The sequence below is a fragment of the Acinetobacter sp. B51(2017) genome (assembly GCF_003711395.1).
Classification (GTDB): domain Bacteria; phylum Pseudomonadota; class Gammaproteobacteria; order Pseudomonadales; family Moraxellaceae; genus Acinetobacter.
Map to the genome: position 1 here is coordinate 1 of NZ_PJRJ01000023.1, position 21,882 is coordinate 21,882.

Genomic DNA, 21,882 nt, shown 5'->3' on the forward strand with positions numbered 1-21,882 from the left:
CAATTACTGACAAAAAATTTGCTCAAATAAACTTCGAGAAATTCTTACCAATTATCAATGAAAATATATTCGATTGATCAACCAGTAAAAATCCACACAAGTTGTTCTTCATAATCTCTTAATGATTAACTTTATAGCTCGTCGCTAAAAAGTTAAAACACATTAAAACTCAATAATTTAACACTTGATGCTAAATCTATTTCGCTTTACTGCGTCGGTATGCAGGCCATTATAGGGCGTTTTTTTACCTTGGCAAGCTTTTTACCAAGCAAAAACAATCAAGTGTTTGTTTTTTATACACCAATAAAAGCACAATACTCTCAAAATAGTGCATAAAATTATAATTTCAAAAGTTTTTTTTAAAATTATTTCGTCTTTGTCTTAATTTGCATCGTAATAATTTTAACTGGATTTTTTGGCATATCTGGATGTGAACCATAACCTGTAATAGGCAGCTTAACAATTTGATCCACCACTTCCATGCCTTTAATCACCTGTCCAAACACAGCATAACCTGCATTTTCTGTGCTTTTATCTAACAAGCCATTATCTGCCACATTAATAAAAAATTGACTTTTGGCAGAGTTAGGATCGTTAGTACGCGCCATTGCAACACTACCACGGGTATTTTTAATGCCATTACTGGCCTCATTGATAATTGCTTTCCCCGTTGGTTTTTCTTGCATCTCTGCTGTCATGCCACCACCTTGCAGCATAAAGCCTGGAATAGCACGATGAAAAATCGTCCCATTATAAAATTTCTTTTTCACATAACTTTCAAAGTTTTTTGTCGTGATTGGCGCTTGCTCATTAAAGAGTTCGATTTCAATTTTACCCATTGTGGTTTTCATTTCAATCACACTATTTGCAGCATAACTATTTATACTTGCAACAACCAATACACTAGCAGCTAAAGTTTTCTTTAACATTTGTTTACTAATCCCAATCTTTTCTACTTTAATTTCTTGATATTAGTCGTTCACTATAAATAAAACAGTCGTAATCATCAAAAAGGGAATTGATATGACACAACGACAACACTTAGCTGAGCTGAAACACTATCCACCTTGGCAATGCCATGGTGAAGCCTATATTTTAAATTACTGGGCCAGTCCACAGTTTTTACAGCATGCCAAAGCCTTTAATTTACAGGCTTCTCGTACTGGGCATATGCTGCATGTAGTTTTACTACGTTATCAATCTACCCCAATTGGCGTTTATGATGCGTTATTTATTGTCGATCATCCTACACAACAAAGACAGCGTTATTCCTCCATCGTTAAAATTTTAGTTTCTCATCCAGAATCCATCTTATCTGGACAGACCTTTTGGGGTCTGCCTAAAGAGTTAGCAGAGTTTAATTGGATCCAGACCAATACAGCCATGTATTGCGAAATTAAGACAGCAGAGCACAGTATGATGATTCAACTAAATCATGCGAAAAATAATGCGAGCTTTTATATTAATAGTCACCAATTGCCCGACAGTATTTTAAACGTACAGCAACATTGGCAAGGCCAGCGCTATGTGTTTACACCTCAATTTCGCGGTAAGTTATGTAAATTAAAATCGGTGCAATGGCACAATACCGATGGATTATTTCCAAATTTTAATCACGCACGCTATATCCATAGTTTTTATATGCCAGAAGTACAACTGATCTTACCCGAAGCTAAGGTGCAGCAGCTCAAGCATGTTTCACGTGAAACACCTTAAGCATGCGCCCACCAAAACTTTTTAAATTGCTTAGCAATGTCTAAGCAGCATTTTTTTGCCTGTTTGGAAATAGCTGTTAAGTGGATAAATCCATGTGCTTGCTCTATATAAGTTTGATATTGGACTTTACAGCCATGAGCAGCCAACTTTTCTGCGTAAAATTCCGCCTCATCACGCAATACATCATGCCCTGCTGTCACAATAAAGCTTGCAGCTAAAGATGGATTTGGCTCGGCATACACAGGCGAGATCAGCGGATCATCAAATTCTACATGATGTTGTTCAGCATACAGTTGTTTCACGCGTTTCACATCAGTTGCAGTTAAGCTTAAACCATAAGCAAAGCGTTGTTGCGAAGGATAGCTATATTGCAAATCAATACAAGGATAAATCAGTAATTGTGCCTTGACCGCATAAGCTTGTTGAATACTGCGCTGTGCCACGACTGCACAAATATTGCCGCCAGCACTATCACCAGCAATCGCAATGCGACCTTTATAAATATTTAGTTGACGACGATTTTGATAAACCCATTCTAGTGCTTGCTGACTCGCCTCAATGACCTGCTGTGGATTGGCCTCAGGTGCTAAAGGATACTGCACACTTAATACTTGCACTTGCATGGTTTTGGCCAGTAAGCGACAAATTTCATCATGCGTGTCTAGACTACCTGCTACAAAACCACCTCCATGATAAAACACTAACATAGCTAATTTTTTATTTGGCTGCGGATGATAATGGCGTGCTTTGAGCGTGCCACTGGCTAAGGGCAAACGTAAATCTTGAATCTGTCGAATCTTAGTTTTATAAGTAGATAACAGCTTTATTTTTTGTTCATAATACTGACGTGTGCGGGATAAATCTTGCGCTAGAAAACCTGCACGACCTTGCTTGTGTTGCATTGCCATTAAACATGCTGTTAATGGATCGAGTTGTGGATAGTCATAAGGATAACCCAACAGTTTTACCAAGGCACGTTGGCTAAATTGCGGCAAATGATCAATCAGCCGCACGGCAGGAACTCGGCTACGCTGCACTATTTGTTTTATTGTTATCATTTATTGTGATTCCTAAATTAAGCTCAATATCTTCATAATTTCTACATGATCAAAGTCTTTTGCCACTATATCGTTATATAAGTCATCTAATCTATAACACAGCGCGCTTGATCTATCCGTTATGCTATTTATAGTTTAGATTTTGGCATAAGGATCAGCAGCATGGCTAAAAAACTTATATTATTGTCGCTGGCGACCACATTTTTAGCTGTGGGTTGTGTGGCTTTTCCAGAAGATGGTTATTACGATGGTCGTTATGATCGTAGTTACGACCGCAACTACGACAATCGTTATGACTTGCAACAACGTCAACGCTTAGAGCTAGAGCGTCGTCGTTTAGCTGAACAAAACCGTAACCGCCAATTACAACTTCAGCGTCAAAAAAATGAATTAGAGCGTCAGCGTTTACAACAACAACGCGAACGTAGTCAATTGGAACAAAAACGACGTGAACAGCAATTACAGCAACAACGTGATCGTCATCAAAATTTAGACCGTAAACGTCGTGAGCAACTTGAACAGCAACGTAAACGTGAACAACAGCTTCAACAACGTCAGCGTGAACAAAATGCGCAAAAACAACGCCAAGAACAGTTAAAAAGAGATCGACAAGCTGATCAGCAAAAACGTGCTGCTGAACAACGTCGCAGCAATGAAGAAAAGCGTCAACAAGCCATTAAATATTTTGAACAGCAACGACAGCGCTAAGTCCAAAATCAGAAGCGTCTCAAGCGCTTCTTTTTTGGGCAAAAAAAAGACTCATCCAGAGGTTGGATAAGTCCTGAAAAACACATTTCAAAATATCGAAAAGGAAACTACAGCCATAGAATCTGAATAAATAGTATGCAAAAACCACTCATTTGAGAAATACTTATTTAGTCAAATATTGATCGTTTTTAAATATAAATCCTCCCCCTACAAGTGTTCATAATTATAATAAAATATTAAATTTCATAATCTTAAACTAAATTTTTTATCATATAAATGATTTATTCCGTAAGCTTTTAGAGTCAAATCAGCTGATTTTGCTGATAATTTTAAATATGCTGCTTGTTATTCAAGCCTTAATTCAGCGCATGTTAAAAATCATGCAACACAGATTATTTCTAGATTTAATGGGTTTAATGCTTGAATTTCCAATCCCCGCCCCGATTTCTATTAGCAATCATGAAATTTATCAAACTCATGGCAGTTCAGAGTTAACAGAGTTAGAGCTGATGCCAAAGGACTGTACATGTTTAAGAACCCATTCAAACGGAGTAAAGCAATGGCGACTGAGCAAAATGAGCAAGCTCAAGACTTAGAGCAAGCGGAACCAACAACAGCGCAAACTCAAGCCGAAACTGAGCAGGCTGAAGTTACCGTTGAATCTTTACAAGAGCAAATTGCCCAGCTCGAAGGTGACCTAAAGCTAGAAAAAGCACGTACTGCGAATGCAGTTTACGAAGCGCAAAAAAGTGTAGAGCGTATTCAACGCGAATCTGACAAACATAAAGAAGCTGTTTTAGAAAAGTTCGCTAAAGAATTGCTTGATACAGTGGATAACCTAGAGCGTGCGATTGCTGCTGTTGGTGAAGAAAAAACGCCTTTATCTGAAGGTGTTGAACTTACCCTTAAAGGTCTGCTGACTACTTTAGAAAAATTTGGTGTTGTCGTTGTAGATACCGCAAATGGCTTTAATGCAGATTTGCATCAGGCTGTGGGTATTGCTCCAGATGCGAAAGCCAACGAAATTGGCACAGTATTACAAAAAGGCTATAGCCTAAATGGTCGTTTATTACGTCCTGCTATGGTTATGGTTGGTGCTTAAAAGCAAAAAATTCGAGAGCTTAGAAAATATTTTCAAAAAATTTACTTGAAAAATCTTCAATGGCTCTCATATCGAATAACAAGTGAAACATCACAACAGAATTATTGAGGAAACACCCAAATGGCTAAAATCATTGGTATTGACTTAGGTACTACAAACTCTTGCGTAGCAGTACTTGAAGGCGACAACGTTAAAGTAATCGAAAACGCTGAAGGCGCACGTACAACTCCATCGATTATTGCGTATAAAGATGGCGAGATCCTTGTAGGTCAATCTGCAAAACGTCAAGCAGTAACCAACCCTAAAAACACTTTATTCGCGATCAAACGTTTGATCGGTCGTAAGTACCAAGACCAAGCCGTACAAAAAGATATCGGTCTTGTACCATACAAAATCATCAAAGCAGACAATGGCGATGCTTGGGTTGATGTAAACGACAAGAAACTTGCTCCACAGCAAATCTCTGCTGAAATCTTGAAAAAGATGAAGAAAACAGCTGAAGATTACTTAGGTGAAACAGTAACTGAAGCAGTTATTACTGTTCCTGCTTACTTCAACGATGCACAGCGTCAAGCGACGAAAGATGCAGGTAAAATTGCAGGTTTAGAAGTTAAACGTATCATCAACGAACCAACTGCAGCTGCACTTGCGTTCGGTATGGACAAAAAAGAAGGCGACCGTAAAATCGCGGTTTACGACTTAGGTGGTGGTACTTTTGACGTATCAATCATTGAAATCGCTGACCTTGATGGCGACCAACAAATTGAAGTGTTGTCTACAAACGGTGATACATTCTTAGGTGGTGAAGACTTCGATAACGCTTTAATTGAATTCCTTGTTGAAGAATTCAAGAAAGAGCAAAACGTAAACTTGAAACAAGATCCGCTTGCGCTGCAACGTTTAAAAGAAGCTGCTGAAAAAGCCAAGATCGAACTTTCATCTTCTAACGCAACTGAAATCAACCTACCATACATCACTGCCGATGCAACTGGTCCTAAACACTTAGTGATCAACGTAACGCGTGCAAAACTTGAAGGTTTAGTTGCTGACTTAGTTGCGCGTACCATTGAGCCATGTAAGATTGCACTTAAAGATGCTGGTCTTTCAACAAGCGACATCTCTGACGTAATTTTAGTTGGTGGTCAATCACGTATGCCACTTGTACAACAAAAAGTACAAGAGTTCTTTGGTCGTGAGCCACGTAAAGACGTGAACCCAGACGAAGCTGTAGCAATGGGTGCTGCGATTCAAGGTGCGGTACTTTCAGGTGACAAAACTGACGTACTTTTACTTGACGTGACTCCACTTACCCTTGGTATCGAAACAATGGGCGGCGTGTTAACAGCAATCATCGAGAAAAACACCACGATTCCTGCGAAGAAATCTCAAGTGTTCTCAACTGCTGCTGACAACCAACCTGCTGTAGACATTTCTGTTTACCAAGGTGAACGTAAAATGGCTCAGCAAAACAAATTGTTAGGTAACTTCCAATTAGGCGACATCCCACCTGCTCCACGCGGTGTGCCACAAATTGAAGTATCTTTCGATATCAACGCTGATGGTATCTTGAAAGTATCTGCAAAAGATAAGAGCACTGGTAAAGAGCAATCAATCCAGATTAAAGCAAACTCAGGTTTGTCTGATGCTGAAATCGAAGCAATGATCCGTGACGCTGAAGCGAATGCTGAAGAAGATCGTAAATTTGAAGAGCTTGCAAAAGCACGTAACGAAGCAGATGCTTTAGTTGCTTCTTCTCAAAAAGCAGTAAAAGATCTTGGCGAACAAGTAACAGCTGACGAAAAAACTGCGGTTGAAACTGCTGTTTCTGAATTAGAAGCTGCGACTAAAGAAAATGATGTTGAAGAAATTAAAGCGAAAACTGAAGCGCTGCAAAACATCATTATGCCAATCACTCAACGTGCTTATGAAGCTGCTCAACAAGCGGGTGGCGCGCAAGGTTTTGACCCTAACGCGTTCCAAGGTGATGCAAGTCAGGCACAAAAAGCAGATGACGGCGTTGTAGATGCTGAATTCAAAGAAGTAAAAGACGACAAAAAATAATTTGTCATCTACAAAAGACCGCGCGTAAGCGCGGTTTTTTTATAGGCCTAAGCCTTATTAATTAATATTTGATCACACATAAAGCTATTTTTTCTGCGAAAAATTTGCGCTAAATTAGTTAAAAAATATAAAGATAAAGTTTATGCTGCGTTTTTTGTTGTTATTGCTGTTGCTTGGATTTGGTTTTTGTCTGCTGTATCAAAACATTCACTATCCGCATCTGAGGCAAAATCCAATCAGTGAAAGGATTTTAGCGCCTTTTGATCAGCGCATTCGCTATCGTATTGGGGAAATTGATCCACGTTTTGGCATTAGCCCTTCTGAAGTAGAAAAACTGGCAGTAGAAGCGACGCACATTTGGCAACAAGCCGGCGGTAAAGATTACTTTGTGTATGACCCAAAGGCCAAACTCACCATTGATTTAATTTATGATGAAAGGCAGTTAGAAAGTAATTCTCGTCAACAACAACTCGAGTATATTGAATCTAGACAAGCGCTCTGGCAGCAACGCCATTTACAAGCTGAACAACTCAAGCAGCACATTCAAGCGTTGCAACAACAGCTCAGTCAAAAACGCGATGATCTGAATCAAGCGACCCACTTATATAATCAGCAAGTCCAACATTTGAATGCGCGTGGTGGTGCATCTGCCGAACAACGTTTTGCCCTACAAGATCAAAAATTACATTTACAGCAACAACAGCAGCGCTTAACGGATCAAATTGCGACGCATAATCAAAAAATTCAGATCCTAAATCAGGAAGTCAGCGAATTAAATACCTTAAACGCGGAACTTTCCCAAGAAGTTTCTGGCTTTAATGCGCGCTTTTCTGGTAAAAAATTTGATAAAGGCTTATTTAATGGTAGGCAGATTGCGATTTATGAGTTTAGTTCTAAAGATGATTTACGCTTAACTTTGGCACATGAATTTGGTCATGCTTTGGGCTTACCACATCATGATGACCCTTATGGTTTAATGCATCCTATTTTACAAAAGCAAGATGCAACAAATTTTCAGTTAAGCCCAGCTGATTTAAAACTTTTACTTAAACAATAGTTTAAATTGATTTTATAGTGTAAAAATCCCTTACTTTTTATAGGCGTATTTTCTTTAATCTCCAACACATCCAAGTTTTTCATGCTATTGTGAAGCTTCTATGAGAACAAAACATCTTTGGAGAGGCTTGTGAGTTACTACCATATTCTGATTGAAGCAAATGACCATATCAGCACTGTTGAAGAAACTCGCGATATTGAAATCTTTGATATTGTTGAAATTGGCCCTTACTTACATTCAATTTTATTGCCTTATTTTAATGAGAAAATGATTGAGCTCGAAGAGGATAATATTAACTTTGAAGATGTTTTGCATTTACAAGTAAAACAAACTTTATTGCCAATTAATGACTTAATTGAAGAAGAACAACGTCAATTACCAAGCGATACAGATATTACTATTAGCGCTTATGAAATTTTTAATAACCGTAATTTAAGCCAAGATGTGACCACCATTGTTTTTGATTTGTTAGATGCAGTTAAACTATGTGACTAATCTTAAAAATAAAAAAGGTCTGTAACTACAGACCTTTTTTTGTTGCAATTTAACGCATGAGCTGACGAGCACGATCTTGGCGTAAGGCTTGCAGGATTTTCTGCCCTGCCCGCCCCGTTGCCACCAGACCTAAACGGGTTTGCTCAGCCATAATCGCTTTGCGAGTTTTATCGCCAATTAAACCATCTGCTGTACCAATATCATGACCACGTTCTAATAACATATTTTGAATTTCACGACGTTCTGCACGCGAAGTCCCTGCATCATCGGTTGGCCATGACTGCATGAATGGGCCTTGACCACGAATTCGATCAGATAAATGTGCAATGGCTAAAGCATAACTTTCTGCTGCATTGTAAGCATAAATCGCATCAAAGTTTTTAAAGACTAAAAATGCTGGACCATTAGCACCTGCTGGTGCCATCAAACCAGCTTGCGAAGAATAGCTTAAATTGCCTTGTATCAAGGGCGCACCATCAGCACGTACTACACCACGATCTAGCCAATGCTGCAAAGATTTTTTATTACGGCGGCTTTCACCATTTAGGGACATACCCGCTGGCAGCTTCACTTCAAAGCCCCATGGTTGACCAGTTTGCCAACCGCGTTTTTTTAAGAAATTTGCGGTGGATGCTAAAGCATCTGTAGTACTTGAGACTAAATTACGACGTCCGTCACCATCAAAATCAACGGCTAACTCTTCGTAAGTAGTTGGCATAAACTGGGTATGACCAAATGCCCCAGCCCATGAACCTTTAAGTTGCTCTTGACTCACATCACCGCGTTGCAAAATACGCATCGCGGCAAAAAACTCACCACGGAAATAACTTTGGCGACGCCCTTCACAACTTAAAGTACCCAAAGCTTGTAATAAGGGATATTTACCAGAAATATCGCCAAAATTGCTTTCTACGCCCCAAACTGCAACCACTACATGGGCAGGTACACCATAAGCGGCTTCTACACGATTTAATACTGAACGATGTTCAGCAAGTTTTTGACGCCCTAATTGCACGCGTTCTTCATCCACCAAACCTGATAAATAATCCCAAATTGGTGTAGAAAACTCTGGTTGGTAGTTTAATCGTTCAATTACAGAATAATCTGGACTGAGATTTTGGGTATAACGCACGTAACTGGCAGCTGATACCCCTTTAGCAATCGCCTGACTACGCAAATTATTTAAGCAACTTTGAAAATTATTATGTGTACTATAGTGAGCTGACGAAATAGCGCCTGATGTCACTGAAACTGGCTTACCATTGATCAGCAATTCTGCCTGAGCCGTCATGGCTAAAGTCAATGACCCTAAAAGCAAAGCAATGCGTTGCATAACATCCCTTTTTAAATTTAAATTTTCTTTACCTTAGCATTCTGCACTAAAAATTAAAGTCATATTCGGTAAATTTAAATTCATAACTGCGATTTAAATTTAAAATCTTCGCCAGGCAATATAGTTTTAAATTTAAAAAGTAAGCTAATTAAATAAGCTTGTTGAAATAATGAGGATTTTTTTAAATTTAAAGAAAAATATTTAAATTTAAACTATCTAAAAACTGGATAATTCTGTTGATAAGTCTATGGATTATTAAGTGGATAAGTTGTGATTGTGGACAAATTTTAGATTTTTTAGCGTTAAAAAAATCGTCATGCTTATTTTGAATTTAAATTTTAGCGCAGCATTTTAAGTATTGGTTAAGACCGTGCTGTATCACAAAGGTGGGAGAATATTGTGATTGACGATCAAAACCAATATGCATGCGAATGCGAAGGAGGCGAATTCTGCCTGAATTTACACAATAAAAAAAGCGACCCACTCGGTGATCGCTTTTTTATTGGCCAATTGACTGCTTAGATGTTCATATCTTCGCTGAGTGCCAATGGATTAGGTAAGATTTTTGCCAACTGACGACACAAGGTGGTCAACTGTGCTGAATCATTAGGCATCAAGGTAATATGACCAATCTTACGACCTGTACGTTCAGATTTATTATACAGATGTAAATGCGCACCTTCTAAAGCCAAAACGTCTTCAGTTTTAGGATGTTGACCAATAATATTCACCAACACGCTTGGATGAATAATCTCAGTTGAACCGAGTGGTAAACCTGCTACTGCACGTACATGGTTTTCAAATTGTGAGCACACCGCACCTTCAATCGACCAATGCCCTGAGTTATGCACACGCGGTGCCATCTCGTTGGCATATAAACCTTTGTCGGTGACAAATAACTCTAAAGTTAACACACCCACATAGTTTAAGTGATTGAGTAAACGCGTGATGTAGTCTTCTGCTACAGGTTGTAGGTCTGCACTATTTGGCGCAGGTACAATCGAGTGCGACAAGATACCATTGTGATGATGGTTTTCAGCCAATGGCCAAGTTTTTACTTCACCATTTTGACCACGTACTGCAATAATTGAAACTTCACGCGAGAATGTGACAAAACTTTCTGCAATCAGTTCGCCGGCAGGGCCAAGTTCTGCCCATGCTTGCTCAATTTGATCTGCACTACGCAATACAAATTGACCTTTACCGTCGTAACCACCACGCGAAGTTTTAAGTACGATCGGTAAACCGAGTTCAGCCACGGCAGCAGTTAAGCTTTCAATAGATGTCACAGCTTTATACGGTGCTACAGGAATAGCCAATTCATCAAACAAAGCTTTTTCTGAAAGACGATGCTGTGCAATGGCTAAAGCTTGGCGTGGTGGATGCAAATCTTTTTGCTGGGTCAACACATCCACATCAGCCAATGGCGTATTTTCAAACTCTAAGCTAAACACATCAGCACTTTGAATAAAGTCCTGTAAACCGTGAGGCGCTTGAGTTGAATAAACTTGACCGAGTGCTGCAGATGGACAATCTGTACTGGCTTCAAAGAAGGTACATTGAATATTTAGAGGTAATGCCGCTTGCGCCATCATACGACCGAGCTGACCGCCACCAAAAATACCGATGGTTTTTTTCATAACCTATGTCCCGTTTTATGCCTGACCCGGAATATTTTTACTTGCCACTTTTTCAGTTTGTGCTGCACGGAAATCTGCTACATTTTTAGCAATTTCAGGACGTGTTAAGCCTAAAATTTGTGCTGCCATAATTGCCGCATTGGTTGCACCCGCAGGGCCAATCGCTAAAGTACCTACCGCAATACCTGCTGGCATTTGTACAATAGAAAGTAATGAATCCACACCATTTAAGATTGAAGATTTCACAGGCACACCCAAAACAGGTAAATCAGTTTTTGCAGCACACATACCCGGTAAATGTGCTGCGCCACCTGCGCCCGCAATAATCACTTGAATACCACGGTCACGCGCTTGTTCTGCGTATTCAAATAGACGGTCTGGGGTACGGTGTGCAGAAACGACTTCGGCTTCGAAAGGTACACCAAGCTGCTTAAGCATATTGGCAGTGTGTTCTAAAGTTGCCCAATCTGATTGAGAACCCATGATAATTCCAACTAAAGGAGCATCTTGTGTAGCAGCCGCGTTCATTGCAAATATTCCAACTGAAGTAAGGAAAGACAGACCTTGGACGAGCGTCCAAGCTCTCATGAATCAAGGCCCATTATAGCCTTAAAATAGCAATGACCAAAATTTAACGGTCAAAGCAACGCACGATTTTTATTATTTTTTTATTTAAATTTGCATTTTATCTATAGAATGAATTGCTTATTGACCACGGAATACAAAATAAATACAACCGCATAAACACAAAGCTGCCCAAATATAATCTAACTTAAATGGCTGTTTAAATAGAAAAATCATAAATGGTACAAAAACCAACAAGGTGACCACTTCTTGGGTAATTTTCATTTGCCCCACAGCCCAACCCTGCTGTGCCAATAATTTTGTCGCAGGAATCATTAAACTATATTCAAATAAAGCAATCACCCAACTGAATAAAATCGCCTGCCACATGGGTGCATCATGCGGTAAAAACTTTAAATGACCATACCATGCAAGGGTCATAAAACAGTTGGCAATAATCAATAACAGCAAAGGAAATAGCATGAGCGTGTCTAAAAGTTTATAGAAGCGTTAGTGTAAGTTTTTTGCTGTAAATACTAAATCGTTCTGCAATTTTTTTGCATCATCTAGCATAAGAAAAACTATCTTTTCACAGATAGCCTTGCTATGGTTTGCTTCATTCTATTATTCAACACAGCACTAAGCTTGTGATAAAACGCAGTGGAGTTAAGCGTATGCATCTGCATATTTTGGGTATTTGCGGCACCTTTATGGGCTCATTGGCATTGTTAGCACGCGATCTTGGACATACGGTTACAGGTTCAGATCAGAATGTGTATCCACCGATGTCGACCCAACTTGAAAATGCAGGCATTACCTTAATGCAAGGCTATGACCGTAGTCACTTGCAACCACACCCAGATTTGGTGATTGTGGGCAATGCCATGAAGCGCGGCATTGATGCAGTAGAATATATGTTAAATGAAGGCTTAGCATATATTTCAGGTCCACAGTTTTTAGCCGATCATGTACTACAAGGTAAACATGTATTAGGTGTTGCTGGTACACATGGTAAAACCACAACTACAACCATGCTAGCTTGGGTACTCGATCAAGCTGGCTTAGAACCGGGTTTCTTAATTGGTGGTGTACCACTTGGCTTTAAAGAGAGTGCGCGTTTAGGTGTCGGTAAATACTTCTGTGTCGAAGCCGATGAATATGATTCTGCATTCTTTGATAAGCGTTCTAAATTCGTGCATTACCACCCAAAAACTGCCATTTTGAATAACTTAGAATTTGACCATGCGGATATTTTTGATGATCTTGCCGCTATTCAAAAACAGTTCCATCATTTAGTACGTACTATTCCATCAGAAGGTCGGATTATTGCACCAATGACTGAAAGCAATATTGATGAAGTACTAGAACAAGGCTGCTGGACGCCTGTGGTACGTACCTCATTAGATGCCAATGCGAAAGCTGAATTATATGCTGAGCAATTATCTGCTGATGGTTCACATTTTAAAGTGTTGCAACACGGCGTAGTGAAAGGTGAAGTTCGCTGGAATATGACGGGGCAGCATAGTGTTGCCAATGCCTTAGCCACGATTGCCGCAGCTGAACATGTTGGGGTTGCAATTGACACAGCATGTGAAGCTTTGTCTAATTTTGGCGGTGTAAAACGTCGTATGGAGCTTTTAGGCACTGTACGTGGCATCGAAGTCTATGATGACTTTGCCCATCACCCAACTGCCATTGATACCACCCTTGAAGGCGCACGTAAGCGTTTAGGTGAACGTAAGCTGTGGGCAGTTATTGAACCACGTTCCAATACCATGCGTATGGGTAGTCATAAAGATGGTTTAGCACATTCAGCACGTCTAGCTGATGAAGTGATTTGGTATCAACCCGAAGGTTTAGATTGGGATCTACAACCTGTGATTGATGCTGCGTCCAACCAAGCGATGGTTGCTCGTAGCTTAGATGAAATTATTGCTAAAGTTAGCCAACAAGCAGGTGAGGGCGATGCTGTGGTGATTATGTCTAACGGTGGTTTTGATGGTTTACATCAAAAACTAATTGCGGCACTCAAAGCTTAAATCTTGCATATTAAAAGGCCCGCAATCGCGGGCTTTTTGATTTAAGCCGCAACATCAGCAAAAGCTTTGGAGTCACGTTTAAACATCACCAGCACATAAGAACAGGTTGCAATAATCTTTAATGATTTTTCACGGGCAAATTCCGCTAAATGATCTAACAATTGACGTGCCATACCTTGACCTCGTAGAGAATCATCAACCCATGTATGGTCGGCAATAATAGTATACTCATTGCTCCAAACATAACTAATTTCAGCAATACGCTGACCTTGCTCATTATTTAGAAAAAACTCACCTTTACGTCCATTATCTTGATGTTGAAAATTCATTGTTGTTCCTTATTGGGCATGATTCATAGCTTAGTATAAAACATCAGCAATGCTCGGATCTTTATCAAATACAGACTTAGCAAAAGGGCAGAGTGGCATAATTTTGATTTTTTTGTCTCGTGCAAAAGCTACAGCACGATCCAGTAATTTGCGTCCTACGCCTTGACCTTTCAGCTCATCACTCACCATGGTATGTTCAATGATAAATTTATCATCACCTGCCCATGTATATTCCATCTCTGCTAAACGTTGCTCGTTTTCAAAAATAAAAAATGCACCTTTGGTTGGGCTATCTAGATGCTCAATATCCATATTTTATGACCTTCTTTTCTGTTCCATCCATTAATCATTACAGATTCTGCGGCTTACACTGTTGTGTTTATTTTGGCAAATTGTCGCTTAACAGCAGTGAAGGATCAGCCTAAACTCAGCACATATTTTTTAGCGACTTTTCTTATGTCTGCGCACTCACTCCCAAACACCACACGACAATGGATTTGTGTGATTGGTTTAGCCTTTGCGGCTTTTATTTTTAATACCACGGAATTTATCCCTGTTGCATTGCTAAGTGATATTGGTCGCAGCTTTCATATGCCTGCTACAGATGTGGGTATTATGCTCACCATTTACGCATGGGTAGTGGCCTTATTGTCATTACCCATCATGTTACTCACTCAAAATATTGAGCGGCGTTTACTATTAATCTTGGTGTTTATCACCTTTATTGTCAGTCATGTTGGCTCTTATTTTGCCTCAAGTTTTGGCATGTTAATGCTTAGTCGGATTGGCATTGCAATTGCGCATGCTTTATTTTGGTCAATTACAGCATCTTTGGCGGTGCGAGTTGCACCACAAGGTAAAGCGTTTCAGGCACTCGGTTTATTAGCCACAGGGACTGCCTTAGCTATGGTCTTAGGCATTCCACTTGGGCGCATGATTGGCGAGGCTTATGGGTGGCGCAATAGCTTTGCTTTAATTGGTCTTGGCGCCAGCTTGGTTTGTCTTATCTTAGCTAAAACCTTACCACGCTTACCAAGCATTAATGCTGGCTCTGCGCAAAGCTTAAAATTATTTGTACGTCGTCCTAGTCTACTGCTGGTTTTTGCGTTAACTATTATCATCATCACGGCGCAATTTACTGCCTATAGCTATATTGAACCATTTAGTTTGATAGTAGCGAAATTGAGTTCTTACCAAACTACGTGTTTCCTTTTAGCATTTGGCGCTGCAGGTTTTGTTGGCTCTTATCTATTTGGTAAATTTGCAGTGAAATTAACCCGTACTGCAATTCCATTAAGCTGCTTGTTATTATCGATTTCCTTATTGTTACTGCTACCCATGAGCCAAAGTTTTATAGCGCTTAGCTGTTTAAGTTTATTTTGGGGTATTGGTATTATTTGTTTTGGTCTAGCTCAACAAGCGAAAACCTTAAATCTAGCACATGATGCCACCGATGTCGCGATGGCAATTTTTTCAGGCCTATATAACGTAGGCATTGGGACTGGGGCCCTGTTGGGCAGTTTAGTGATTGAACATTTAGGCTTAGCCTATATTGGTATAGTGGGCGGGAGTCTTGCCCTGATTGGTAGCATGTTGGCTCTTTATTTAGTGCAACGCAGGGATTTTTTACCTAATTAGCACAGTATAGAAATTGCCCTTTACCATAAATTGTGCCATGCTTAAGCCATATTTGAGCTTCGCTCAAAACAAAATTTATTTTGAACAAGGGGAGTAGCCTCCTCCAAGCCTAAGCTACATCGTCGCTTAGGTGTCAGACTATCGTCATTACACTTTGCAAAAAGTCGGTATCTGAGCATGATGATCACGTTTTAGGATCACCATGTAGGCAAGACCTTGATCATGTTGTTATAGACAAATTGTGTCTAGCAACTGGTCAAGGTTTTTTTATGGCCAGTTGCTTGATGTGGAGCACACACATGGAAACTATTGGCAATCTTTGGCTGTACTTGGCGTTTTTTGGCCTAGTGACTGTCATGTTAGTCATCGACTTTTTAGGCTTTCGCCAAAACCAAGGTCAAGACGTTAAAATTAAAACTGCTGCCTATTGGAGCATCGCATGGGTGACTGTTGCGGCTTTATTTGGTGGCGGACTGTGGCTGTATTTACAACAGACTGCGGGCGTGACCATCGCCAATGCCAAAGTGATGGAATACTTTGCCGGTTACTTACTCGAAAAATCTTTGGCAGTGGATAACGTCTTCGTTTGGCTAATGATTTTTGCAGCCTTTGCAATTCCACCCGCATTACAGCGCCAATTGTTACTCTATGGAGTACTTGGTGCAATTATTTTACGTACCATCTTTATTTTTATTGGCGCTTGGTTTGTTCAAGAATTCTCTTGGGTCTTGTATATCTTTGGTGCATTCTTGGTATATACCGGCTTCAAATTCTTAAAAGGTCAGGACGAAGAAGATACCAATATCGAAGATATGGCGATCTTAAAATTCCTACGTAAGCACATGCGCATTACACCGCAAATGCACGGCAATAAATTCTTTGTCCGTGAAAATGGTATGTTATGGGCCACACCTTTATTTTTAGTGTTGTTATTAGTAGAAGCATCGGACGTAATTTTTGCAGTCGACTCTATTCCTGCGATCTTTGCAGTCACCTCTGATCCATTCATTGTATTGACCGCTAACTTAATGGCAATTTTAGGCCTCCGCGCAATGTTCTTTTTACTGTCAGGCGCTGCATCTAAAATGCATTATTTACCGTATGGCTTAGGTATTATCTTATTGTTTATCGGCTTTAAGATGCTAATGCTAGATGTGTTCCATATGCCAATTTGGATTTCACTGAGCTTTATTGTCGTGGTGTTAGGTATTACAGCATGGTTATCTATTCGACATAGTAAACGTCAAGAAATGCTATAAAACAAAATATTTAAGCCCGACTTAGGTCGGGCTTTTTTTATGGAAATTTACTATATTTTGGTCGCAAAAATGCTGTACTTTAATTCATCAGCTGCCTATGCTTAAAGTTCATTTTATATTAAGAAATAGCCTTAAAGGTCTGATACATGCGCAGCAAAAAACTGAGTTTGGTCGTAGTTCCAGTATTATTGGCTGCGTGTAGTAATTCTGGTCGCTTGCAACAAGATATCTATAACAGCCAATATTATTGTAGCCAAGATTGGGACCAAAACCTGTGTGAGCCTTATAACAGCACCAGCTCTTATCGCACTGCCTCAAGCAACTATCAAATTTTCTATATTGGTCCGCAGTACTATAGCAATAACCGTAAAGTCAAATACCTAGGTCGTACTTTAACTGCTCAAGGCACACGTCATATCAATCAACCTGTTATGTCGCAACATGTTTTTAAAGATGCTAAATCTAAACCTATTCGCCGTGGCGGTTTTGGACGTGCAACCGGTGGAACATCTTTCGGAGGCTAAAATATGAAACGGGTGTTACTGCCACCGCGTCAAGATTGGCAACAGCAGCAGCGTGACATTGGCTTCGATTATTTTGATTTGGCTTCACGCGACGGCTCCATGTATTGGTCTGAGGGTGTCGCCTATGAGTTTAGTCTGCAACAGATTGAACAGCTTGAAGATGCCAGCAATGAATTACATGCGATGTGCTTAGACCTTGTCGCAGACATGGTACAACAGGGCAATTATCCTGATTATTTTAAACTTGCACCTGCTGCCATTGCTTGTATTGAAGACTCATGGCGCAAACAAAGTCCCATGCTCTATGGGCGTTTTGACTTTGCTTATGATGGTCAGAATATTAAAATGCTCGAATACAACGCTGACACGCCAACTGGTTTACTCGAAGCTTCGGTGGCGCAGTGGCATTGGCTAGAGCAAGTACAACATATTGCCAATCGTGATCAATTTAATAGTATTCACGAAGCACTCATTGCACGTTGGCAACACATGTACAGCGCAGGTCAACATATACATTTCGCTGCCTGCCAAGAAGCAGGTCGTGAAGATTGGGGCAATTTAGAATATCTCATGGATACTGCTTTCCAAGCGGGACTGAATGTTCATGAATTATCTATGGAAAACATTGGTTGGGATGAAACCGACTTTGTTGATCTAGCCGAACAACCAATTCGGCATCTATTTAAGTTGTACCCTTGGGAATGGTTATGGCAAGAACAATTTAGCCAGTTTCTTCGACCTGAAGTAAACATAGATTGGATCGAACCGTGTTGGAAAATGCTTTTATCTAATAAAGCCCTCTTAGTTGAGCTATGGCAACGTTATCCAAATCATCCCTTACTGGCTGAAACGCATATTTATGATCCACAGCATAATTATCAAGGCAAATGGGCACGTAAACCAGTATTGTCACGCGAAGGCGCCAATATCAACATCGTTCAAAATAATCTAGATTATGGCGCTGCTTCGGGCAGTTTTCATTTTGATGAATATGATCAATCTGGTTATGTGATGCAAAGATGGGTTAAAACGCCATTATATGATGGCATGCTACCGACCTTAGGTTTATGGATGGTAGGTGATCAATGTCATGGCATGTCCTTGCGTGAAGATGTCTTTGAGGTGATTGGTAACGATGCGCATTTTGCTGCACATTATTTTGTCGAATAAAAAAGTGGCTTTCGCCACTTTCTTATTATTTAGATACTATGTGCTGCTACACGGCGCATATAAAACACTAAACGACTAAAAAATAAAATTTGTAAAAATAGGGTAAAAGCAGAGATTGTCCATTCGTACCATTCGTCAAAGGCGGTGCCTTCTAAATTCAAGGCAAAATATAAACCCAATAAAATGCCCCCAAATACCACACCTGCTAGCGTAGTTTGCACCAAAATTGGAAAAGATAAGGCAGTAATACGGCTAATAAAGTGTTCACCATCATCCCCACCATTGGCACGATAAGCAGCTTGAATTCCGATCGCCATAATTGCTAAGGTCATTAAACCTTCAACTGCAATAATATTTAAATTAAAGTAAGGTGAATACATGCCATAGTAGTACACCAAAGAAACCAACAAAGCTGTCATTAGATAATAATTTTTATAATGTTTTTTTTCTAAAGTATTGGCAGACAACTCATGGGCAAGGGCTTTGCTATTCCAAAAATACATACAAATCTTGGCTCTAAATTGATTAATTTTCACACTTTACGCATTTAAGCCCTAAAGATAAAGGGCAAAAGTTGTCTTTTATCTTGGCAAAGAATTTGCATTGTAGTTGTGTTCAGCCACATCTTTAAGGAACACAGCATGAATGCCATTATCCCGACGCTACAGCCGTTTGATCAACCCTGTCATAGTCAATTTGATGCCAGCGATTGGCAAATTCTCGCACAACATTGGTATCCCGTAGCACGGGTGCAAGATGTGTCGATGCAGCCACAACGTGTGACTTTATTAGATGTGAATATGGCGCTATATCAAACGCAAAGTGGTGCAATTCATTTGGTTCGGGACATTTGCCCACATCGAGGTGTCCCACTCACAAAAGGTTGGGTCGAAGATGAAAATATTATCTGTCCTTATCATGGGCTGCATTATGGTGCTGATGGTCAATGTAATAAAATTCCTGCTCAGCCTGATTTAAAAAAAATCTCTGAGCGCTTTCGTTTAATTAAATTTCCTGTGCTCGAGCGATATGGACTGATTTGGACGAGCATTTTTGGTCGTGATGTTGATAGCGCCAATATTCCAGTATTAGACACATGGGATCAACCCGAGCATCAAGCAATCTTGCCGCCATTTGTGGATATTGCAGGTTCAAGTGGTCGTCAACTAGAAGGCTTTATTGATGTAGCACATTTTGCTTGGGTGCATCACCAAGCCTTTGCCCGTCGTGACAACCCTGTGGTACCTAAATACCAAAGTGAACGCACAGATTATGGTTTAAAGAGCGTTTATACCAGCGATATCAGTAACTATCCGCATGACTTACAACATCTAGCCCCACAAGATTTTGAATGGAAACGTACCTTTGAAGTATATCCACCGTTTAGTGCAATTTTAACCGTAGATTTCCCTGAGGATGGTGTACTCAAAATCTTAAATGCCTGTTGTCCTATCTCACACAACAAAACTCGTTTATTTGTGCCTTTAACACGTAATTTTGACCAAACTGGCGACTTAGAAGCTGTTTATGCTTTTAACGCGCAAATCTTTGCCGAAGACCAAGAGATGGTCGAATCGCAAAAACCAGAAGAATTACCGCTAGATTTAATGATGGAAGCACATTTTGAAGCAGATCGTTCCTCAACTTTGTATCGCCGTATTTTAGCCGAATGGGGACTGAGTAAACATTATACAGTTTGAGTCAGCAATATTAGGTACAATCAATTGAAAAAACACAACTCGCAGGTTAAAAATGTCTTCTGTAATTGCAACGACGGCGATCCGCGGTCGCTTCCTCGATATTCAGAATACAGTTGCCCAAGCGCGTGAAATTCACGACCAAGTGCGATATGTAGAAGATGGTTTACTCATCAGTCAAAATGGCAAAATTACCTATTTTGGTGCATGGCAAGATGGTCAACATTTGTTAGATGCCAACATTCCAGTCGAGCATTATCCTCAACAATTGATTGTCCCTGGTTTTATTGATACGCATATTCATTTCCCACAAACTGAGATGATCGGTGCGTATGGCGAACAACTATTAGAGTGGCTTAATACTTATACCTTCCCGACAGAATTACAATTTAAAGAGCCTGAATACGCCACGAAAATTGCCGAATTCTTTATTCAAGAACTACTCAAAAACGGTACGACGACAGCTTTGGTCTTTGCCACAGTGCATCCTGAATCAGTTGATGCCTTGTTTGAAGCTGCAACTCGCAAAAATATGCGCGTGATTGCAGGTAAAGTTTTAATGGATCGTCATGCGCCTGAAGACCTCTGTGACACAGCAGACAGCGCTTATACCGATTCAAAAGCGCTTATTGAGAAGTGGCATGGTCAAGGACGTAACCTCTACGCCATTACGCCACGCTTTGCACCCACTTCTACTGAAGCACAACTGACAAAAGCAGGGCAGCTTAAAGCTGAGTATCCAGATGTTTATGTACATACCCATTTAAGCGAAAACAAGAACGAAATCGCATGGGTCAAAGAACTTTTTCCTTCACAAAATGGCTATTTAGATGTCTACCATCATTATGGCTTAACTGGTTCTAAATCAGTATTCGCGCATTGTGTTCATTTAGAAGAACACGAATGGCAATGTATGCATGATACAGATTCAGCAATTGCCTTTTGCCCAACCTCAAACCTATTTTTAGGTAGCGGTTTATTCCCATTGCACAAAGCTTGGGAAAAACAAGTTAAAGTCGGTTTAGGCACAGATATTGGCGCAGGTACTTCCTTTAACCAACTACAAACCCTCAATGAAGCTTATAAAGTGCAGCAGTTACAAGGCAATAAATTGTCTGCCTTTGAGGCGCTGTATCATGCGACTTTAGGTAGTGCTAAAGCCTTAAGCTTAGACGATAAGTTGGGTAACTTTAAGCAAGGTAAAGAGGCTGATTTTGTCGTGCTGGATTTAAACGCCACTGCCTTACAAGCTCTACGCCAAAGCCGTGCTAAAAATCTAGAAGATAGTTTATTTGCATTGGTCACCATGGGAGATGATCGTAATATTGTGGCGACTTACGTATTTGGGCAATGTGTCTATCAGGCTTAAAATAAAGACGCTTAGCCGCTTGCGGTTACATTTTCAACACTAAAACGGGTGCAACACCAGGCAAGATGCTTTAAAATTAAAACATTGTTTAGGGGTGTTGCAGGTCAACACCTTTTTTATTTT

General features: G+C 40.0%; 22 protein-coding genes. 13 read left to right on the forward strand and 9 right to left on the reverse strand.

Annotated elements, in window-relative coordinates; genetic code table 11:
* Nucleotides 1-365: 365 nt before the first annotated feature.
* Entirely contained in the window at nucleotides 366-929 is a 564-nt protein-coding gene (locus CYK47_RS11095; protein ID WP_122901745.1) for a peptidylprolyl isomerase, read from the reverse strand.
* Nucleotides 930-1,023: 94 nt separating this feature from the next.
* Between CYK47_RS11095 and CYK47_RS11100 the strand changes: the two genes are divergently transcribed.
* Nucleotides 1,024-1,716: an acetoacetate decarboxylase family protein gene (locus CYK47_RS11100; RefSeq protein WP_122901747.1), complete on the forward strand. Its 693-nt coding sequence runs from the start codon at nucleotides 1,024-1,026 to the stop codon at nucleotides 1,714-1,716.
* On the opposite strand, the gene CYK47_RS11105 is transcribed toward CYK47_RS11100, so the two are convergent.
* Entirely contained in the window at nucleotides 1,713-2,774 is a 1,062-nt protein-coding gene (locus CYK47_RS11105) for an alpha/beta hydrolase (RefSeq protein WP_122901749.1), read from the reverse strand. The two genes, CYK47_RS11100 and CYK47_RS11105, sit on opposite strands and share 4 nt — an antisense overlap.
* 162 nt (nucleotides 2,775-2,936) lie before the next feature.
* Here CYK47_RS11105 and CYK47_RS11110 point away from each other — a divergent pair, with 162 nt between their 5' ends.
* From CYK47_RS11110 to CYK47_RS11130, 5 genes are all read left to right on the forward strand, one after another.
* On the forward strand, nucleotides 2,937-3,482 hold the full coding sequence (locus tag CYK47_RS11110; RefSeq protein ID WP_122901751.1) for a hypothetical protein: 546 nt from the start codon (nucleotides 2,937-2,939) through the stop codon (nucleotides 3,480-3,482).
* A gap of 559 nt (nucleotides 3,483-4,041) precedes the next feature.
* A complete protein-coding gene (gene grpE, locus CYK47_RS11115) occupies nucleotides 4,042-4,584 on the forward strand; it encodes a nucleotide exchange factor GrpE (RefSeq protein ID WP_122901831.1) in 543 nt (180 codons plus the stop codon).
* A 120-nt stretch (nucleotides 4,585-4,704) separates the two neighbouring features.
* Nucleotides 4,705-6,645 (forward strand): molecular chaperone DnaK, encoded by a 1,941-nt coding sequence (dnaK, locus tag CYK47_RS11120; protein WP_122901753.1) that lies wholly within the window; start codon nucleotides 4,705-4,707, stop codon nucleotides 6,643-6,645.
* Nucleotides 6,646-6,787: 142 nt separating this feature from the next.
* On the forward strand, nucleotides 6,788-7,702 hold the full coding sequence (locus CYK47_RS11125; RefSeq protein ID WP_122901755.1) for a matrixin family metalloprotease: 915 nt from the start codon (nucleotides 6,788-6,790) through the stop codon (nucleotides 7,700-7,702).
* Nucleotides 7,703-7,831: 129 nt separating this feature from the next.
* Nucleotides 7,832-8,197 carry a hypothetical protein gene (locus CYK47_RS11130; RefSeq protein WP_122901757.1) on the forward strand — a complete coding sequence of 122 codons (366 nt, stop codon included), beginning with the start codon at nucleotides 7,832-7,834 and terminating at the stop codon, nucleotides 8,195-8,197.
* Nucleotides 8,198-8,246: 49 nt separating this feature from the next.
* Here CYK47_RS11130 and CYK47_RS11135 read toward each other — a convergent pair whose 3' ends face one another.
* From CYK47_RS11135 to CYK47_RS11150, 4 genes are all read right to left on the reverse strand, one after another.
* Nucleotides 8,247-9,530: a lytic murein transglycosylase gene (locus CYK47_RS11135; RefSeq protein ID WP_122901759.1), complete on the reverse strand. Its 1,284-nt coding sequence runs from the start codon at nucleotides 9,528-9,530 to the stop codon at nucleotides 8,247-8,249.
* A gap of 518 nt (nucleotides 9,531-10,048) precedes the next feature.
* Nucleotides 10,049-11,170: a 5-(carboxyamino)imidazole ribonucleotide synthase gene (locus CYK47_RS11140; protein ID WP_122901761.1), complete on the reverse strand. Its 1,122-nt coding sequence runs from the start codon at nucleotides 11,168-11,170 to the stop codon at nucleotides 10,049-10,051.
* Between the two features lie 15 nt (nucleotides 11,171-11,185).
* A complete protein-coding gene (purE, locus tag CYK47_RS11145) occupies nucleotides 11,186-11,698 on the reverse strand; it encodes a 5-(carboxyamino)imidazole ribonucleotide mutase (RefSeq protein ID WP_122901763.1) in 513 nt (170 codons plus the stop codon).
* 177 nt (nucleotides 11,699-11,875) lie between these two features.
* Nucleotides 11,876-12,217, reverse strand: coding sequence for a DMT family protein (locus CYK47_RS11150; RefSeq protein WP_122901765.1), 342 nt, complete (start codon nucleotides 12,215-12,217; stop codon nucleotides 11,876-11,878).
* Nucleotides 12,218-12,408: 191 nt separating this feature from the next.
* On the opposite strand from CYK47_RS11150, the gene mpl reads away from it, so the two are divergent.
* Entirely contained in the window at nucleotides 12,409-13,773 is a 1,365-nt protein-coding gene (gene mpl / locus CYK47_RS11155) for a UDP-N-acetylmuramate:L-alanyl-gamma-D-glutamyl-meso-diaminopimelate ligase (RefSeq protein WP_122901767.1), read from the forward strand.
* Between the two features lie 41 nt (nucleotides 13,774-13,814).
* Here the strand turns inward: mpl and CYK47_RS11160 are convergent, their stop codons facing one another.
* Nucleotides 13,815-14,102 carry a GNAT family N-acetyltransferase gene (locus tag CYK47_RS11160; RefSeq protein ID WP_122901769.1) on the reverse strand — a complete coding sequence of 96 codons (288 nt, stop codon included), beginning with the start codon at nucleotides 14,100-14,102 and terminating at the stop codon, nucleotides 13,815-13,817.
* Between the two features lie 30 nt (nucleotides 14,103-14,132).
* A complete protein-coding gene (locus CYK47_RS11165) occupies nucleotides 14,133-14,414 on the reverse strand; it encodes a GNAT family N-acetyltransferase (protein WP_122901771.1) in 282 nt (93 codons plus the stop codon).
* Nucleotides 14,415-14,558: 144 nt separating this feature from the next.
* On the opposite strand from CYK47_RS11165, the gene CYK47_RS11170 reads away from it, so the two are divergent.
* The 4 genes from CYK47_RS11170 (at nucleotide 14,559) to CYK47_RS11185 (ending at nucleotide 18,693) form a co-directional block, all read left to right on the forward strand.
* Entirely contained in the window at nucleotides 14,559-15,740 is a 1,182-nt protein-coding gene (locus CYK47_RS11170) for a sugar transporter (protein WP_122901774.1), read from the forward strand.
* 299 nt (nucleotides 15,741-16,039) lie between these two features.
* The gene (locus tag CYK47_RS11175; protein WP_122901776.1) at nucleotides 16,040-16,999 is read left to right on the forward strand and encodes a TerC family protein; all 960 of its coding nucleotides are present in this window, start codon (nucleotides 16,040-16,042) and stop codon (nucleotides 16,997-16,999) included.
* A 146-nt stretch (nucleotides 17,000-17,145) separates the two neighbouring features.
* Nucleotides 17,146-17,523, forward strand: a complete 378-nt coding sequence (locus CYK47_RS11180) for a hypothetical protein (RefSeq protein WP_122901777.1) — start codon at nucleotides 17,146-17,148, stop codon at nucleotides 17,521-17,523.
* A gap of 3 nt (nucleotides 17,524-17,526) precedes the next feature.
* Nucleotides 17,527-18,693, forward strand: a complete 1,167-nt coding sequence (locus CYK47_RS11185) for a glutathionylspermidine synthase family protein (RefSeq protein WP_122901779.1) — start codon at nucleotides 17,527-17,529, stop codon at nucleotides 18,691-18,693.
* A gap of 29 nt (nucleotides 18,694-18,722) precedes the next feature.
* Here the strand turns inward: CYK47_RS11185 and CYK47_RS11190 are convergent, their stop codons facing one another.
* On the reverse strand, nucleotides 18,723-19,196 hold the full coding sequence (locus CYK47_RS11190; RefSeq protein WP_122901782.1) for a hypothetical protein: 474 nt from the start codon (nucleotides 19,194-19,196) through the stop codon (nucleotides 18,723-18,725).
* Between the two features lie 138 nt (nucleotides 19,197-19,334).
* Here CYK47_RS11190 and CYK47_RS11195 point away from each other — a divergent pair, with 138 nt between their 5' ends.
* On the forward strand, nucleotides 19,335-20,393 hold the full coding sequence (locus CYK47_RS11195; RefSeq protein WP_122901784.1) for a Rieske 2Fe-2S domain-containing protein: 1,059 nt from the start codon (nucleotides 19,335-19,337) through the stop codon (nucleotides 20,391-20,393).
* Between the two features lie 52 nt (nucleotides 20,394-20,445).
* On the forward strand, nucleotides 20,446-21,759 hold the full coding sequence (gene guaD / locus CYK47_RS11200) for a guanine deaminase (protein WP_122901786.1): 1,314 nt from the start codon (nucleotides 20,446-20,448) through the stop codon (nucleotides 21,757-21,759).
* Nucleotides 21,760-21,882 lie beyond the last annotated feature (123 nt).

Coding starts and splice junctions, on each gene's coding strand:
- grpE (WP_122901831.1), top strand. CDS start 4,042: ATGGCGACTGAGCAAAATGAGCAAGCTCAAGACTTAGAGCAAGCGGAA.
- CYK47_RS11190 (WP_122901782.1), bottom strand. CDS start 19,196: ATGTATTTTTGGAATAGCAAAGCCCTTGCCCATGAGTTGTCTGCCAAT.
- CYK47_RS11095 (WP_122901745.1), bottom strand. CDS start 929: ATGTTAAAGAAAACTTTAGCTGCTAGTGTATTGGTTGTTGCAAGTATA.
- CYK47_RS11185 (WP_122901779.1), top strand. CDS start 17,527: ATGAAACGGGTGTTACTGCCACCGCGTCAAGATTGGCAACAGCAGCAG.
- CYK47_RS11105 (WP_122901749.1), bottom strand. CDS start 2,774: ATGATAACAATAAAACAAATAGTGCAGCGTAGCCGAGTTCCTGCCGTG.
- CYK47_RS11100 (WP_122901747.1), top strand. CDS start 1,024: ATGACACAACGACAACACTTAGCTGAGCTGAAACACTATCCACCTTGG.
- CYK47_RS11110 (WP_122901751.1), top strand. CDS start 2,937: ATGGCTAAAAAACTTATATTATTGTCGCTGGCGACCACATTTTTAGCT.
- CYK47_RS11150 (WP_122901765.1), bottom strand. CDS start 12,217: ATGCTATTTCCTTTGCTGTTATTGATTATTGCCAACTGTTTTATGACC.
- CYK47_RS11170 (WP_122901774.1), top strand. CDS start 14,559: ATGTCTGCGCACTCACTCCCAAACACCACACGACAATGGATTTGTGTG.
- purE (WP_122901763.1), bottom strand. CDS start 11,698: ATGAACGCGGCTGCTACACAAGATGCTCCTTTAGTTGGAATTATCATG.
- CYK47_RS11135 (WP_122901759.1), bottom strand. CDS start 9,530: ATGCAACGCATTGCTTTGCTTTTAGGGTCATTGACTTTAGCCATGACG.
- CYK47_RS11165 (WP_122901771.1), bottom strand. CDS start 14,414: ATGGATATTGAGCATCTAGATAGCCCAACCAAAGGTGCATTTTTTATT.
- CYK47_RS11175 (WP_122901776.1), top strand. CDS start 16,040: ATGGAAACTATTGGCAATCTTTGGCTGTACTTGGCGTTTTTTGGCCTA.
- CYK47_RS11125 (WP_122901755.1), top strand. CDS start 6,788: ATGCTGCGTTTTTTGTTGTTATTGCTGTTGCTTGGATTTGGTTTTTGT.
- dnaK (WP_122901753.1), top strand. CDS start 4,705: ATGGCTAAAATCATTGGTATTGACTTAGGTACTACAAACTCTTGCGTA.
- CYK47_RS11180 (WP_122901777.1), top strand. CDS start 17,146: ATGCGCAGCAAAAAACTGAGTTTGGTCGTAGTTCCAGTATTATTGGCT.
- CYK47_RS11140 (WP_122901761.1), bottom strand. CDS start 11,170: ATGAAAAAAACCATCGGTATTTTTGGTGGCGGTCAGCTCGGTCGTATG.
- guaD (WP_122901786.1), top strand. CDS start 20,446: ATGTCTTCTGTAATTGCAACGACGGCGATCCGCGGTCGCTTCCTCGAT.
- mpl (WP_122901767.1), top strand. CDS start 12,409: ATGCATCTGCATATTTTGGGTATTTGCGGCACCTTTATGGGCTCATTG.
- CYK47_RS11195 (WP_122901784.1), top strand. CDS start 19,335: ATGAATGCCATTATCCCGACGCTACAGCCGTTTGATCAACCCTGTCAT.
- CYK47_RS11160 (WP_122901769.1), bottom strand. CDS start 14,102: ATGAATTTTCAACATCAAGATAATGGACGTAAAGGTGAGTTTTTTCTA.